Origin of the sequence: Streptomyces sp. NPDC056373, assembly GCF_042262425.1 — a bacterium.
In the GTDB taxonomy this organism is placed as follows: Bacteria; Actinomycetota; Actinomycetes; order Streptomycetales; family Streptomycetaceae; genus Streptomyces.
In genome coordinates, this window is the sequence record NZ_JBHJPX010000033.1 from 1 (window position 1) to 14,557 (window position 14,557).

General features: G+C 71.2%; 12 protein-coding genes. 3 read left to right on the forward strand and 9 right to left on the reverse strand.

The window, feature by feature from the left end; translation table 11 throughout:
- The coding region (locus ACFCXS_RS38590; protein ID WP_376648010.1) for a cbb3-type cytochrome c oxidase subunit I at positions 1-406 on the forward strand (406 nt) is incomplete at its 5' end.
- Positions 403-750 (forward strand): hypothetical protein, encoded by a 348-nt coding sequence (locus tag ACFCXS_RS38595; protein WP_376648011.1) that lies wholly within the window; start codon positions 403-405, stop codon positions 748-750. The genes ACFCXS_RS38590 and ACFCXS_RS38595, both read left to right, overlap by 4 nt.
- 21 nt (positions 751-771) lie before the next feature.
- On the opposite strand, the gene ACFCXS_RS38600 is transcribed toward ACFCXS_RS38595, so the two are convergent.
- Positions 772-1,431, reverse strand: a complete 660-nt coding sequence (locus ACFCXS_RS38600; RefSeq protein ID WP_376648012.1) for a TetR/AcrR family transcriptional regulator — start codon at positions 1,429-1,431, stop codon at positions 772-774.
- A 195-nt stretch (positions 1,432-1,626) separates the two neighbouring features.
- Here ACFCXS_RS38600 and ACFCXS_RS38605 point away from each other — a divergent pair, with 195 nt between their 5' ends.
- Positions 1,627-2,934 carry a YncE family protein gene (locus ACFCXS_RS38605; protein WP_376648013.1) on the forward strand — a complete coding sequence of 436 codons (1,308 nt, stop codon included), beginning with the start codon at positions 1,627-1,629 and terminating at the stop codon, positions 2,932-2,934.
- An 18-nt stretch (positions 2,935-2,952) separates the two neighbouring features.
- Here ACFCXS_RS38605 and ACFCXS_RS38610 read toward each other — a convergent pair whose 3' ends face one another.
- From ACFCXS_RS38610 to ACFCXS_RS38645, 8 genes are all read right to left on the reverse strand, one after another.
- Positions 2,953-3,978 carry a tellurite resistance/C4-dicarboxylate transporter family protein gene (locus tag ACFCXS_RS38610; RefSeq protein WP_376648014.1) on the reverse strand — a complete coding sequence of 342 codons (1,026 nt, stop codon included), beginning with the start codon at positions 3,976-3,978 and terminating at the stop codon, positions 2,953-2,955.
- Positions 3,975-4,718, reverse strand: a complete 744-nt coding sequence (gene narI / locus ACFCXS_RS38615) for a respiratory nitrate reductase subunit gamma (RefSeq protein ID WP_376648015.1) — start codon at positions 4,716-4,718, stop codon at positions 3,975-3,977. Before narI ends, ACFCXS_RS38610 begins: the two co-directional genes overlap by 4 nt.
- Positions 4,715-5,332: a nitrate reductase molybdenum cofactor assembly chaperone gene (gene narJ / locus ACFCXS_RS38620; protein ID WP_376648016.1), complete on the reverse strand. Its 618-nt coding sequence runs from the start codon at positions 5,330-5,332 to the stop codon at positions 4,715-4,717. The genes narI and narJ overlap by 4 nt, the downstream gene beginning before the upstream one ends.
- Positions 5,329-6,960 carry a nitrate reductase subunit beta gene (narH, locus tag ACFCXS_RS38625; RefSeq protein WP_376648017.1) on the reverse strand — a complete coding sequence of 544 codons (1,632 nt, stop codon included), beginning with the start codon at positions 6,958-6,960 and terminating at the stop codon, positions 5,329-5,331. The genes narJ and narH overlap by 4 nt, the downstream gene beginning before the upstream one ends.
- Positions 6,960-10,622 carry a nitrate reductase subunit alpha gene (locus ACFCXS_RS38630; RefSeq protein ID WP_376648018.1) on the reverse strand — a complete coding sequence of 1,221 codons (3,663 nt, stop codon included), beginning with the start codon at positions 10,620-10,622 and terminating at the stop codon, positions 6,960-6,962. The genes narH and ACFCXS_RS38630 overlap by 1 nt, the downstream gene beginning before the upstream one ends.
- Before the next feature lie 267 nt (positions 10,623-10,889).
- Positions 10,890-12,122: an RNA polymerase sigma factor gene (locus ACFCXS_RS38635; protein WP_376648019.1), complete on the reverse strand. Its 1,233-nt coding sequence runs from the start codon at positions 12,120-12,122 to the stop codon at positions 10,890-10,892.
- The gene (locus ACFCXS_RS38640) at positions 12,122-12,472 is read right to left on the reverse strand and encodes a YciI family protein (RefSeq protein ID WP_376648020.1); all 351 of its coding nucleotides are present in this window, start codon (positions 12,470-12,472) and stop codon (positions 12,122-12,124) included. Before ACFCXS_RS38640 ends, ACFCXS_RS38635 begins: the two co-directional genes overlap by 1 nt.
- 212 nt (positions 12,473-12,684) lie before the next feature.
- Positions 12,685-14,544, reverse strand: coding sequence for a cellulase family glycosylhydrolase (locus ACFCXS_RS38645; RefSeq protein ID WP_376648021.1), 1,860 nt, complete (start codon positions 14,542-14,544; stop codon positions 12,685-12,687).
- Positions 14,545-14,557 lie beyond the last annotated feature (13 nt).

Genomic DNA, 14,557 nt, shown 5'->3' on the forward strand with positions numbered 1-14,557 from the left:
CGACGAGCGTCTCGGCAAGATCACCTTCTGGACGCTGTTCATCGGCTTCCACGGCACGTTCCTCGTCCAGCACTGGCTGGGCGCCGAGGGCATGCAGCGGCGGATTCCGGACTACCTGGCGGTGGAGGGCCTGACGACGCTCAACACGGTGTCGAGTGTCTTCTCGTTCCTGCTCGGCATGTCGATGCTGCCGTTCTTCTACAACGTGTGGAAGACGGCCAAGTACGGCGAGAAGGTCACGGCCGACGACCCGTGGGGCTACGGCCGCTCGCTGGAATGGGCGACCTCCTGCCCGCCGCCGCGGCACAACTTCGTGGCTCTGCCGAGGATCCGCAGCGAGTCCCCGGCGTTCGACCTGCATCACGACGCCGTCGTGGCGGCCGAGCGGGAGCTGACGCACCGATGACCGCCATGGAGGGGCTTCCCGTGGACCTGCGCGCGTTCCACAACGAGGTCGAGGGCCATCTCCTGGCCGCCGCCGCCCGCGAGGAGGCCCGTACGGCCGCCGCCCGCTTCGTCGCAGGGCTCGACACGCTGCCGGAGGCGGAACGGGCGGAGGTGGCACGGCAGTTCGCGGTGGAGCATCTCGCCCTCTCCCGGACCTCGTGGCAGCGCACGGCCCGACGCGGGGAGGAGCTGCGGGCGGAATACGAGTCGGCGTACCGCCGGCTCCGCGCGCGGCTGCTGGCCGGAGTGCTGCTGGGTGTCGCCCTGCTGGCGGCGCTGGATCTCGTGGCCATGGCGATCTAGTCCCTCCACCGGCAGCCGCCGTCACCCGTCCGGTTTCCACCCCGTCGGGCGAAGGATCCCCAGCAACTGCCGGACCAGTTCGTCGACGACCTCGTCGAGCGTGGCGTCGACCCAGCCGGCGCTCCAGTCGTGCAGCAGGCCGTTCACACTGCCGATGAAGGCCGTAGCGGGGAGGCGATAGTCGCGGGGTGCGGCCTCTCCCCGTGCGGCGGCCGCGTCGGCTTCGGCGCAGATGAGATCCACCCAGCCGGCCCGGCGGGCGAGCCGCTGCTCCTCCAGGTGCGCACTGACGCCGATGATCTCCACGAAGGTGATGCGGATCCGGCGCGGATCGGCGGTGACGTTCCCGGCGTAGGCGCGGAAGACGGCCGTGGCGCGCTCCACGAGGGGCAGGTCCGCCGCGCCCGCCGCCGCCTCCAGCACCGCCGCCTCGGCCCAGCCGTTGACCTGGAGGTGCAGTGCGGCGAGCACGTCCTCCAGGGTGCGGAACTCCTCGTAGAACTGCCGGGTGGACAGCCCGGCCGTCTCGCTGAGGGCCGCGACCGTGGTGGAGCGGAAGCCCGGGGTGTCGCCGAACAGCTGGAGCGCGGCGTCGAGGAACCGCCGGCGGCGCTCGGCCTGCCGCTCCTCGGCCGTCTTGCCACCGTAGCGGCCGGTCGGCGCTCTGAGTCTGCCCGGCACCGGCTCTCCCTTCGTCGTTCGAACACTGATTTTGTCGTGCACGCGGTCTTGTGGAGAAGGCCGCCCCTTCCTTACTTTGCAGTAAGTTGACTCTGAAAGCGGGCGTGTTCAGTTTGCGCACGCGGCCCGATTTGGCATGTCCCACTCACATCGCTCGCCCGCAGCAGCGACCCCACAGCAGAGAGGGGAGCAGTCATGCCCGTCTTCCGACGCCGGCACCTGTGCTCCGTAGCCGCAGCCCTGGCCCTGACCGTCACCGCTCCCGCGACCGCCGCCACCGCGGCCGCTCCGGGCTCCTCCGCCGCGCTGCGCGAGGTGCTGTTCGTGGGCAACAACTGGGACGGCACCGCCGATGTCATCCGGTCCTCCGGTGACTTCGCGAAGATCGGGCGGATCAACGTCATCCCCGACAAGGACGAGCGGATGGCGGCGATCAACGCCGATCCGATCAAGTGGATCTACTTCATGGCGATCCGCAACAGCGTCGGCGAGGGCCACGACCAGTTCGTCGACGACATGTACTCCACCCCGGACGGGACGTCGGTGGTCGTCTCCCGGCCCAGCTTCGCCGACGTCGTCTCCATCGACCTCACCTCCGGGAAGCTCAACTGGCGCTTCCCCGTGTCCGGTTACCGCTCGGACCACATGGCGGTCTCCCCCGACGGCAAACGGGTCGCGGTGTCTGCGTCGACCTCCAACACCGTGCACGTGCTGGACATCGTCTCCGGCAAGGAACTGGGCACGTTCGGCACCGGCGACAAGCCGCACGAGAACATCTTCACCCAGGACGGCAAGTACATCTACAACATGGCGATCGGCGACGTGAACACGCAGACCGATGCCCCGTGGCTGGACTGGACGAAGGGCGACCGGCGCATCACGGTCGTCGACGCCACGACGTTCAAGCAGGTCAAGGTCATCGACATGCGTCCGCAGCTGGACGCGATCGGCCTCAAGGACTACTCCGACGCGGTACGCCCGGCCGTCTTCTCGCCGGACGAGTCGAAGCTGTACTTCCAGGTCTCCTTCTTCAACGGCTTCTTCGAGTACGACATCGCCACCGACAAGATCACGCGCACCAAGACGCTGCCGAAGAACCCGGCGACCAGCGACGACCGCACCACCTTCGTCAACGACTCGCGCCACCACGGCATCTCGATGAGCCCGGACGGTCGCAAGCTGTGCGTCGCGGGCACGATGGACGACTACGCCACGGTCGTCGACCGCGCCACCCTCCAGGAGGGCCCGCTCGTCACCGCCTCCAAGCCCTACTGGGCCACGGTCAGCGGTGACGGCAAGTCCTGCGTGGTCTCCGAGAGCGGCACCGACCAGGTCACGGCGATCGACTTCGCCACCGGGAAGAAGGTCGTGTCCGTGCCGGTCGGTGACCACCCGCAGCGTGTCCGGCTCGGCCATGTGGCGGCCGACTGGACGAGCACGGCCGCCGGGGGCTCTCCTTCGGATCACCGGGCGGCGGACCAGGGGAAGACGCCCGCGACCTAGCCGCTGCTCGGCGGCACCTCATGCGGGACGGGGCCTGGACGGTCCGAGGGCCTGACCGGCGCGAGCGGTCAGGCAGCGGACGGCGACGGCGATCCAGGCCACCGCCGCGGTCCGGATCACCAGGGGCACGGCGGCCGACGGCACGACGCCCCTGTGCAGGGCGGCGAGTTGGGCGGTCGCCGTGGCGTACATGCCCAGCGGGAAGACGACGCACCACAGGGCCGGCTCGTAGCCGAGGGGTACGCGGTGGCGCACGTGGCGCCAGACGCCCGCGGCCAGCAGCACCGGGATCAGGGCGGTGGCCCAGGCCCAGAGCGTGACGACCTCGCCGGCTACCGAAGGCCGGGCCAGGGCCGGCAGGAGCTTCTCGTGCCGGAGCAGAAGCGTGCCGGTGAGAGTGGAGATCGCCGCCGCGCCCATGGTGACCCAGTAGGTGGGGGCGAGTCGGCCCGGCTGTGGCGGGTCCCGCAGCAGTCGCAGGATCACCGCGGTCAGGGTCGCGCCGTACAGCAGAAGGCCGGTTTCCCAGAGCAGGACGGCGATGGCGAGGAGGGTGGGGCCGGTACGCAGGGCGAGGAGGGTGAGCACGAGGGCCTGGAGGCCCACTGTGGCCAGGAACCAGGTGCCGTCGGCCTGCCTGAGCGGCATGCGTGCGCCGGAGCGTACAGCGGAGACTGCCGCGACGGTCAAGGCGATCCAGACGACCACCGCCACGGCGAACTGGATCTCGGCCGCGATGCGTGCGGGCCCGTGGCCGAGTCGGGTGGCGAGGACACCGGTGGCGGCGACGAAGGTGAAGTGGCCGAACAGGCCTCCGGGCTCACGGAGTTCGGTCCTGACGAGGACCGTGCGACGGACCACCTTGACGAGGGTGGCCGCGAGCAGCGTGAGGTAGGCCGTCACCGCGACACCGAGCAGCAGCCTGGAGGCGAGGGCGGCACCGCTGTGCGCGAGGGCCCGGGAGACGATGCCGGTCGCCATCACCGGGGCGAAGCACGCCGGGGGCAGCCGTCCGCACCGGTCCGGGATCGCCGCACGCCTCACCGGCGGACGCCCGGGCGCGGTGACGGCCGGGCAGCCGGCCACTGGGGGTCCTGAGCGCGGCGTGCGCCGCGGGAGCGGTAGACGACATAGGGGCGGACCAGGTAGCCGAGCGGTGCGGTGAACGCGTGGACGAGGCGGCTGAAGGGCCAGAGGGCGAACAGGGCCATGGCGAGCAGCGCGTGCATCTGGTAGGCGACCGGCGCGTGGGCCATGGCCGGCACGTTCGGGTCGAGGGTGAACAGGGAGCGGAACCACACCGAGACCCCGAGCCGGTAGTCGTAGGAGTGGGGTCGCACCGTGGTGGCCGTCGCGGCGAGTCCGGCCAGCAGCACACAGGTCAGGACCGGGTAGACGGCCCGGTCACTGCGGCTGGTCGCGGCCCGGACGGCGGGCACCCGCAGCCGCCGGTACAGCAGGAGGGCCAGGCCGGTCAGGGTGGCCAGGCCCGAAAGGCCGCCGACGACCAGTGCGTTGGCGTGGTAGAGCCATTCGTGGACGTGGGCGCGCTCGGTGAACCACTCGGGGACGAGGAGGCCGATGACGTGCCCGGCCGCCACGAAGAGGAGCCCGTAGTGGAACAGCGGGCCGCCGATGCTCAGCAGGCGGTGTTCGTGCAGCTGGCTGGAGCGGGTGGTGAAGCCGAACCGGTCGTAGCGGTAGCGCCAGGCGGTGCCCGCGACCAGGGTGACGGCGACGACGTAGGGCAGGACTCCCCACAGGGTGATGTGCAGATGGGTCACCGGTGGGTCTCCTCCACGTGGGGCGGGCGGTGCGGGAAGGGGAGCAGTCCGACGGTCTCGGCGGGCGGGCCGGTCCGTGCCAGGCGCAGGGCGGCGGCGCGGTCGGCCGGCGAGGCCCCGGGCAGGGTGTGGCAGACCGCTTCCAGGACGTCGGCGTACGGGCTGTGGTGGTCGCGCAGAGCCAGGCGCAGGAGTTCCAGGGCGGCGCGGTGGTCGCGCAGGGCCCGGCGGCCGGGGTCGGGGCAGCGGGCGGCGAACTCCAGGGCCAGCGGCAGGAAGTCCGGCAGTTCACCGGAAGGCGGCTGCCAGCCGTGTGCCCGGTACAGCCGCTGCCACGTCAGCAGCGACCGGCCGCGTCGGCGGGTGTCGCCGTCGGTGTAGTAGGTCAGGTGCAGCGTGCGGCGCCGGCTGCGGTCGAACGTGGCGACGTAGCGGGCCGACAGCTCCAGGGCGGGGACGCCGTCGACGGCGGCGCGGAACCGGGTCAGGCACTCGGCCGCCGGCCCGGTCGCGGTACCGAGGGCGTCGGTGACCAGGTGCAGGCGCTCGGGCCAGTCCGGGCCGGGGTGCAGCAGGAGCAGCGAGGCCGCCTGGTGGATCAGGGCTGTGGTCACGCCTTGCGCTCCTCGCCCCTGGGGAACAGGCCGTCGGGTCGCCCGCGGCCGTTCCAGTTCAGCAGGTTCACGCGGCCCCGCAGGGACTGGCCCGCGTGCTCCGGTTCCGGCTCGCCGGACAGCGGCGCGTGGAACGTGTCAGGCGCGTACATGCCGGGGCCGCCCTGGCCGTCGAGGCTGCACCCCGCCCCGGCGGAGGCAGCGGCGGGGTCGGCGGTGTAGCTCGTGGGGATGACGTACCGCTCGTCGTACTTGGCGAGGGCGAGCAGGCGGTACAGGGCCTGGATGCCGTCGGCGTCCATCCCGACCGCGCGGGCGATGGCCGGGTCCTGCTCCTCCCCCAGGTTGATCCGGCGCATATGGCTGCGCATCGCGGCCAGTCTGCACAGTGCCGCCTCGACGGGGGCCGGGTCGCCGGCGGTGAACAGCCCGGCCAGGTAGGCGAGGGGGATGCGCAGCGAGTCGATGGCGGCGAAGAGCTTGGCGGGGTCCTCGCCGTCGTGTCCGGTGGCGGTCAGGGACTCGACGACCGGCGACAGCGGCGGGATGTACCAGACCATGGGCATGGTCCGGTACTCGGGATGCAGGGGAAGCGCCACCTTGTGGCGGCTGATGAGGGCGTACACGGGCGAGTTCCGGGCCGCGGTGATCCAGTCGTGCGGGATGCCGGCCTCCTCGGCGGCACGCCGCACCCGGGGGTCCTCCGGGTCGAGGAAGCATCCCAACTGTGCCTCGTAGAGATCCTGTTCGTCAGGGGTGGCGGCGGCCTCGCCGACCTTGTCGGCGTCGTAGAGGACGACGCCGAGGTAGCGCAGGCGCCCGACGCAGGTCTCGGAGCACACGGTGGGCTGCCCGGCCTCGATCCGCGGATAGCACATGGTGCACTTCTCGGCCTTGCCGGTCCGGTGGTTGAAGTAGACCTTCTTGTAGGGGCATCCGGTCACGCACATCCGCCAGCCCCGGCAGCGGTCCTGGTCGACCAGGACGATGCCGTCCTCGATCCGCTTGTACAGCGCGCCCGAGGGACACACAGCCACGCACGACGGGTTGAGGCAGTGCTCGCAGATCCTCGGCAGGTGGAACATGAACGCCTGCTCGTACTCCAGGCGCACCCGTTCGTTCATCTTCTTCAGCACCGGGTCGCCCGCCAGGTGTGCGGGCCCGCCGCCCAGGTCGTCGTCCCAGTTCGGTCCCCAGGTCACCTCGGTGGGACGGCCGTCGACCAGGGAGCGGGGCGCGGCGGTGGGCACGTCGTCGCCGAGCGGTGCGCTGGTCAGGTTCTCGTAGTCGTACGTCCACGGCTCGTAGTAGTCGCTGAGCGAGGGCAGGTGGGGGTTGGCGAACAGGCGGGCCAGGCGCCGGGCCCGGCCGCCGCTGCGCGGGACCAGGCGGCCGTGTTTGAGCTGCCAGCCGCCCTGCCACCGGTCCTGGTCCTCGTGGCCGCGGGGGTAGCCCTGGCCGGGCCGGGTCTCGACGTTGTTGAACCACATGTACTCGGCGCCCGACCGGTTCGTCCAGGTCTGTTTGCAGGTGACCGAGCAGGTGTGGCAGCCGATGCACTTGTCGAGGTTCATCACCATGGCCACCTGGGCCATCACGCGTCCCACAGGGGCTTCGCCACGGGGCATCAGTAGTCGACCTCCTGGGAGCGGCGGCGGATGACGGTGACCGCGTCGCGCTGGTTGCCGGTGGGTCCGTAGTAGTTGGGTGCGAAGGACAGCTGCGCGTGTCCGCCGATCAGGTGGGTCGGTTTGATCAGCAGCCGGGTGAGGGCGTTGTGGACGCCCCCGCGCCGCCCGGTGGCCTCGGACTTGGGGACGTTCACCAGGCGTTCCTGGACGTGGTACATGAACACGGTGCCGGGCGGCATCCGGTGCGAGACGACCGCCCGGGCCACGACGACGCCGTTGGCGTTGACCGCCTCGATCCAGTCGTTGTCGGTTACGCCGATCGCGTCGGCGTCGGCGACGCTGATCCAGACGACCGGGCCGCCGCGGGCCAGGGTCTGCATCAGGAGGTTCTCCTGGTACTCGGAGTGGATGGACCACTTCGAGTGCGGTGTCAGGTACCGCACGGTCACCGATCGTCCGCCCGCGTGGCCGTCCACGCCCCGTTCACCTGGCGCGGTCAGGTCCAGCGGCGGCCTGTACACCGGGAGTTGTTCGCCGAACTCGGCGATCCACGGGTGGTCGAGGTAGAAGTGCTGGCGGCCGGTGAGGGTGTGCCAGGGCTTGAAGTGCTCGGTGTTGATGGTGAAGGGGGCGTAGCGGCGGTCGGGGGCCTCCTTGCCCGACCACTCGAAACTCGCCGAGACCTGGACGGGGCGGGCCTGTGTGTCGGAGAACTGCACGCGCCGTTCGGCCACCGAGGCGGCCAGTTCCGCCAGGCCGGAGTCCGGGCCGCAGCGCTCGGCGAGCCGTTCGAAGCCCTCGGCGGCGAGCCGGCCGTTGGTCGTGCCCGACAGCGCCAGGATCGCCTCGCACAGTTTGACGTCGGTGTCCAGGAGGGGACGTCCGCGTACCGGTGCGCCGGTGGCGGTGCCGCAGCGTGCGGCGAGCCAGCCGGACTCCTGTTCCGGCACGACGGTGACGCCCTTGACTGTCATGCCCTGTTCCTCGGCCAGCGGACCGAGTGCGGCGATCTTCGCCCCGATCGCGGTGTAGTCCCGCTCCACGACGGTGAATCGGGGCTCGGTGGGGCCGTCGGGGGGTGCCTCGCCGGGGGTGTCGTGCTGGAGTGCCGTGGCGACCAGGTCGTACGCCGTGTCCAGGCGTCCCTCGGCGAGGCGGCCGACCTCGGCGGCGAGGGAGTGGAAGATCTCGAAGTCCGTGCGTGCCTGCCACGGCGGGTCGATCGCCGGGGAGAAGGCGTGCACGTAGGGGTGCATGTCCGTGCTGGACAGGTCGTGCTTCTCGTACCAGGTCGCCGCGGGCAGCACCAGATCTGCGAAGAGGGTCGTGGACGTCATGCGGAAGTCCAGCGCCAGCAGCAGGTCGAGCTTGCCGCGTGGCGCCTCGTCGCGCCAGAGCACGTCCCTGGGCCTGGCGTCCGGCGGGGCCTCCTCGGCGCTCGCGTTGTCAGAAGCGCCCAGCAGATGCCGCAGGAAGAACTCGTTGCCCTTGGCGGAGGAGCCGATCAGGTTGGCCCGCCACACGGTCAGCACCCGGGGCCAGTTGGCGGGATCGTCCGGGTCCTCGCAGGCGTAGCCCAGGCGGCCCGCGTCCCGCTCCTCGGCCACCCAGCGCGCCGGGTCCGCGCCCGACTCGTGCACGCGGCGCCCGAGGTCGAGGGGGTTGGCGGCGAACGTCGGGCACGACGGCATCCACCCCTGCCGGGCGGAGCGGGCGACGAGGTCCGCGGTGTGCAGGCCGCTCAGAGCACCGGATGCGGTCGGCGCCGTCAGGTCGTCCGCGGTGAACCGCTCGTAGCGCCACTGGTCGGTGTGCAGGTACCAGTACGGTGTCCCTGCCATCTGCCGTGACGGGCGCACCCAGTCCGCGGCCGTCGCCAGTTGCTGCCAGCCCGCGTAGGGACGTACCTTCTCCTGCCCCACGTAGTGCGCCCAGCCGCCCCCGTTGACGCCCTGGCAGCCGGTGAGGAGCAGCAGGGACAGGAAGGACCGGTAGATCGTGTCGGAGTGGAACCAGTGGTTGGTGCCGGCGCCCATCACGATCATGCAGCGGCCCCGGGTCTGCTCCGCGGTCCTCGCGAACTCCCGCGCCGCCCGCAGCACCGCGCCCGCGGGCACGGAGGTGATCGCCTCCTGCCAGGCGGGGGTGCACGGTGTGGTGGCGTCCTCGTAGGACTTGGGCCAGGTGCCGTCGAGGCCGTCGCGCCGCACCCCGTACTGGGTGAGCATCAGGTCGAAGACGGTCGTCACCAGCCGGTCACCGAGTCGGTACGCCGGTACGGAGCGGCGTACCACCCCTCCTTCCTCGTCGAACCGGGGCAGGGCCACCTCGGCCCGGGTCGCGCCGGGGTGGCCGTGGAAGGTGAGCAGGGGGACGACGTCGCCCAGGTCCAGGTTCCAGCGGCCCTCGCTCGCCTTGCCCCAGCGGTCGCCCAGTGTGCCGTTCGGCACCACCGGGGCGCCGCAGACCGTGTCGTACAGAACCGGCATCCAGCGTCGTGCCTCGGTTTCGGCGTTTCGGGCGAGATCCAGGTCCCTGGCCGTCACGAAGGCGCCCGGCGTGTACGAATCCGTCCCGCGGTCGTCCAGAGCGACCAGGAACGGCAGGTCGGTGAAGCGCTTGACGTAGTCGGTGAAGTACGGCACCTGCCGTTCGACGAAGCACTCGCGCAGGATCACGTGGCCCATGGCCATGGCGAGCGCCCCGTCGGTGCCCGGATGGGGGTGCAGCCACTCGTCGGCGAACTTGGTCGCGTCCGCGTAGTCCGGGGAGACCACCACGACCTTCTGACCGCGGTAGCGGGCCTCGGTCATCCAGTGCGCGTCGGGAGTCCGGGTGACCGGGACGTTGGAGCCCCACAGCATCAGATAGGCCGCGTCCCACCAGTCACCCGACTCGGGCACGTCCGTCTGGTCGCCGAACACCTGCGGCGAGGCGACCGGCAGGTCCGCGTACCAGTCGTAGAACGACAGCATCGGCGCGCCGATGAGCGAGTGGAAGCGCGCCCCGGCCGCGTGCGAGGCCATCGACATCGCCGGGATGGGTGAGAAGCCGGCGATCCGGTCCGGCCCGTACTCCCGCAGCGTGTGCACGTGTGCCGCGGCGGCGATCTCCAGTGCCTCGTCCCAGTCGATTCGCACCAGGCCGCCCCTGCCGCGCGCCACCTGGTAGCGGTGCCGCTTTTCCGGATCTCCGGTGATCTCCGCCCATGCCAGGACCGGATCTCCGTCGAGCCGCTTTTTGGCCTCCCTGAACATTTCCACGAGCACACCGCGCGCATGCGGATAGCGCACCCGGGTGGGCGAGTACGTGTACCAGGAGAACGACGCACCACGCGGGCAGCCCCGTGGCTCGTAGTCCGGCCGGTCCGGGCCTGCCGAGGGGTAGTCGGTCGCCTGTGTCTCCCAGGTGATCAGACCGTCCTTGACGTACACCTGCCACGAACACGACCCGGTGCAGTTGACTCCGTGAGTGGAACGCACGACCCGGTCGTGTGCCCAACGATCCCTGTACGGCTGGTCGTTGACCGGTTGGTCGGTCCGGAACACCGCCCGGCCGTCCGAGGTGGCCGGTGCCCTCTGAAGCAGCCGTCCGGCCGCGAGGAGCCGTTCGGCCGCGTCCGACGCGACCCGCTCCGCCTTGTTCCTGCCACGCCCCACGCCTTCGGGCTCCCCTCGTGAACCGGCGCGCGGGAACGGTCGTCCGGTTGCGCACCGTCGGCTGACGAGGGCGATGCTGCACCAGCTTCATTTGCAATGGGGATCGCGATTTGGCCAGTTGATTGCATCTAGAAGTTATTTTTCCGGTGCTTTACCGGGACCATCGTATGGATTCGGACAACTGAATACCCCGAGAAGAGTTGTCCGAATTCTCGGTGGTGCGCCCTGAACGAGGGCCCGAGCCGGCTGCCGTGCCTTCGGGACTGCTCAGGGAGCCGGTTCCGCGCCGCTGAACGGATCGTCCGGTCCGGGTCGCCGGGTGAGCGCCCTCGCCCGGCCGTCGAGGAACGCGCGTTCCGCAGGATTCCCGGCGAGCGCGGCAGCCTTGCCGTAGGCCTGGACGGCCTCGGCGTCTCGGCCCAGGCGGCGCAGCAGGTCGGCGCGGACGGCGTGGAAGACGTGGTAGCCGTCCAGGCCGAGGGCGTCCACGAGGGCGAGGGCCGGTCCCGGACCGTCGGTCTCGGCCACGGCCACGGCCCGGTTCACCTCCACGACCGGGCTGGGGGCGATCGCCATGAGCTGGTCGTACAGCTCGCGGATCTGTGCCCAGTCGGTCGCTTCCGCGCTGGGCGCGTCGCTGTGCACGGCCTGGATGGCGGCCTGGCACTGGTACGGCCCGGGCCGGTTGCGGCGCAGGCAGCGGCGCACGAGTGACTGTCCCTCGGTGATCAGGTCACGGTTCCAGCGGTTCCGGTCCTGCTCGGGCAGCGGCACCAGTGCGCCCCGGTCGCTCTCGCGGGCGTCGCGGCGTGACTCGACCAGGAGCATCAGCGCGAGCAGGCCGGTCGCCTCGGGCTCGTCCGGCATGAGTTCGGCCAGCAGCCGGCCGAGCCGCAGGGCTTCCTCGCACAGCCCGGGCGAGCCCTCGTACCCCTGGTTGAAGATCAGGTAGACGACGGCCAGGACTCCGCCGAGGCGGTCGGGCAGGTCGGCGTCGCGGGGCACCCGGTACGGGATGCCGGCGTCGCGGATCTTCGCCTTCGCGCGGACCAGCCGCTGCGCCATCGTCGGTTCCGGCACCAGGAAGGCACGGGCGATCTGCTCCGTGGAGAGGCCGCCGAGGAGTCTCAGGGTCAGGGCGACCCGGGTCCGGAGGGCGAGCGCGGGATGGCAGCAGGTGAAGATCAGGCGGAGCCGGTCGTCCCGCACGGGACCCTCCTCGGACGGTTCGCCGGCGGCGTGCAGCAGGGCCGCCTCGGCGTGCCGGGCGGGCCGGGACGACTCGCGGCGCAGGCGGTCGACGGCCCGGTTGCGGGCGGTGGTGATGATCCACCCGGCCGGGCTCGGTGGGACACCGGTCTCTGGCCAGCGCCGGACCGCCGTGGTGAAGGCGTCCTGGACCGCTTCCTCGGCGAGGTCGATGTCCCCGAGGAAGCGGACGAGGACGGCGACCGCGCGGCCGTACTCCGCGCGGAAGACCGCCTCGACATCCACATCCATCAGTCGGCGTCCCCCATGAAGGGACGCACCTCGATCGGCAGGGTGGTGGCCAGGGCCGCCTTGCGGCCCCAGTGCAGAGCGGCGTCCAGGTCGGGTGCCTTGACCAGGCAGATGCCTCCGAGCATCTCCTTGCCCTCGGCGTACGGGCCGTCGGTGATCAGGACGTCGCCGTCGCCGGGTCGCAGCACGGTGGCGGACTCCGGACCGTGCAGCCCTCCGGCGAAGACCCACGCGCCCGCCTCCCGCAGTTCCCGGTGGAAGGCCTCAAGGTTGTCTCCGATCTTCCTCAGGACCTCGGGGGCGGGCGGGTCGCCGACCGGCTGCATCACGCTGAGCAGGTAGTTCTTCATGACAGGTCTCCTCGGCCTCGGGTCGTCCGGGTGTCCTTGCACCTCTTACACGAACGGCACACCCCAGGATCGACAACCCGCGCCGAGCGACCGCGAAAATTGAGGGAAGGCGTTTCCCGGCCGGCTCGACCGGTACCAGCACCGACCCCGCACCGGCATCGGCGGCCCGTCGCGCGTCGGCCGCGTCGGCAAGCGTGCGGACAGGACGTCTTTCAGGTGACCTCCCTTCCCGCCCACGCCGCCAGTTCGGAGCGGGCCGCGGCGAGCAGATCCGCCGAGGGAGCCGTCGCCCCGTTGGTCACCAGGGCGTAGTGCAGGACGCCCGAGTCGGGCGCGGTGAGCAGCAGGCGGCGGCTTCCCGTGCCGCCGGGCTCCTGCGCCACGCCGACCGGGGTCGTCGAGGTGTAGGCCGGCGGGGCGTGGACCGCACCCAGGTCGGAGACGACCGTGGTGGACGCGGTCGGGAAGCCCGCCGGCAGGTGCAGCTCGGTGGGCGCCGGGCCGCCGCCTGAGCGCCACAGCAGCAGCCCGTACTGCCCGGAACCCACCAGCCGCTGCACGTTCGGCAGGGAGCCGGGCACCGGGTTCCAGGTCAGGGTCGTCGAGCCGTCGCGGGAGCGGTCCTCGTAGGTGAAGCCGACGGTCTCACCCGCCGTGGCGCTCGGGTAGAGGCGGTCCAGGAGCCGGGCGTCCTGGCGCAGCACGGGCTTGCCCGTGTCGTCGAGGCGCACGGCGGACAGGTCCTCGTCGTTCCAGGCGTCGCCGGTGGTGAGCACCTTGTCGGGGTTGTCGTTCATCTGCTCCCGATGGCGGCCGTTGTAGATGTCCCACTGCCACTGGGACCCGGAGAGCACGGGTCCCGAGGCCGCCGGGTCCGACCACCAGTCGGCGCCCTTGAGGCGGGAGTCGAGGGCCTGGTACATCGCTTTCAGCACGGTCGGCGCCTTGTCGGAGACGTTGCCGGCGAGCGGGTGCCCGAACTCGCTGACCACGGCGGCCGTCCGCGCGGCCGCGGCCCGGTCGCGGACGGTGCGGAAGTCGCCCGAGTACTGGCCGTCGGCCGCCTTGCCCCACATGAAGACGCCGGAGATGGCCTTCTGGTCATAGAAGTGGGTGTTGAAGACATAGCGCGGCCCGAGCGTGCCGGCGTCCAGCAGGCCGCCCTCCTGCTTCTGGAAGTCGAGGTTGGCGTTCCAGAAGAGGTTCGGCTCGACGAACGCGGGCTTGTCACGCCACCCGGCCGTGTCCATGCGGGCCCGGAACTTCTCGTAGAAGGGCCACAGCACGTCCTTCTCCCAGGCGCGGCTGGTCTGCCCCGAGTCGTAGACGCCCGCGTGCGGTTCGTTGTACGGGTCGAAGCCGGCGACGCCCTTGAACTGGTCGGCGCTCAGGTGCTGTTGCACGTACCGCATGGTCTTCTCGGCGGTGGCGAGGAAGGCGTCCTGCACGCCGTGCGCGTTGTGCCAGAAGTCGTACGAGGCACGCTTCACGGCCTCGTTCTGGGTGATGTTCTGCCCCCAGAAGAGGCAGACCCCGCAGGACTCGTCCGGGTAGTTCCCGGCGTCCACCGCCCACTTGGGGGCGCCGTCACCGGTGTACCAGCTGTCGGTGTCGAAGAGGTGCCGGGAGTAGAGGTCCTGGTGGAAGTCGGGGTAGACGCGGATGCCGGCGTCGAGGAAGGCCTTCATCTGGTCGGTGGCGGCGGCCAGATAGGCGGTGTCCACCTGGCCACGCCCGGGTTCGGCGTAGGCCCAGGACAGCAGGAAGCGGACGGTGTTGCCGCCGCCCAGGGCGCGCAGCGCGGTCGCCGACCTGCGGGCGTCGGCGACCGAGGCGAAGGGCAGGCCCTTGTTCTCCGCGAGCTTGGTCTCGCCGGAGACGTTGTAGCCGCGCAGCACGATCTCGCGGCCGTGGACGTCGGTGAAGCGGCCGCCCTGCACGGTGACGGTGGGATCGTCGAACCAGAGGGAACCGGGCGGGGGCGCGGCGGGGGCCGGCGGTACGCCCGCCACCGAGACGGAGCCGAAGAGGACAGCCAGGACGACCAGCAGACGCGCTCGGATAGTCGGCATGTCCACTACAGTC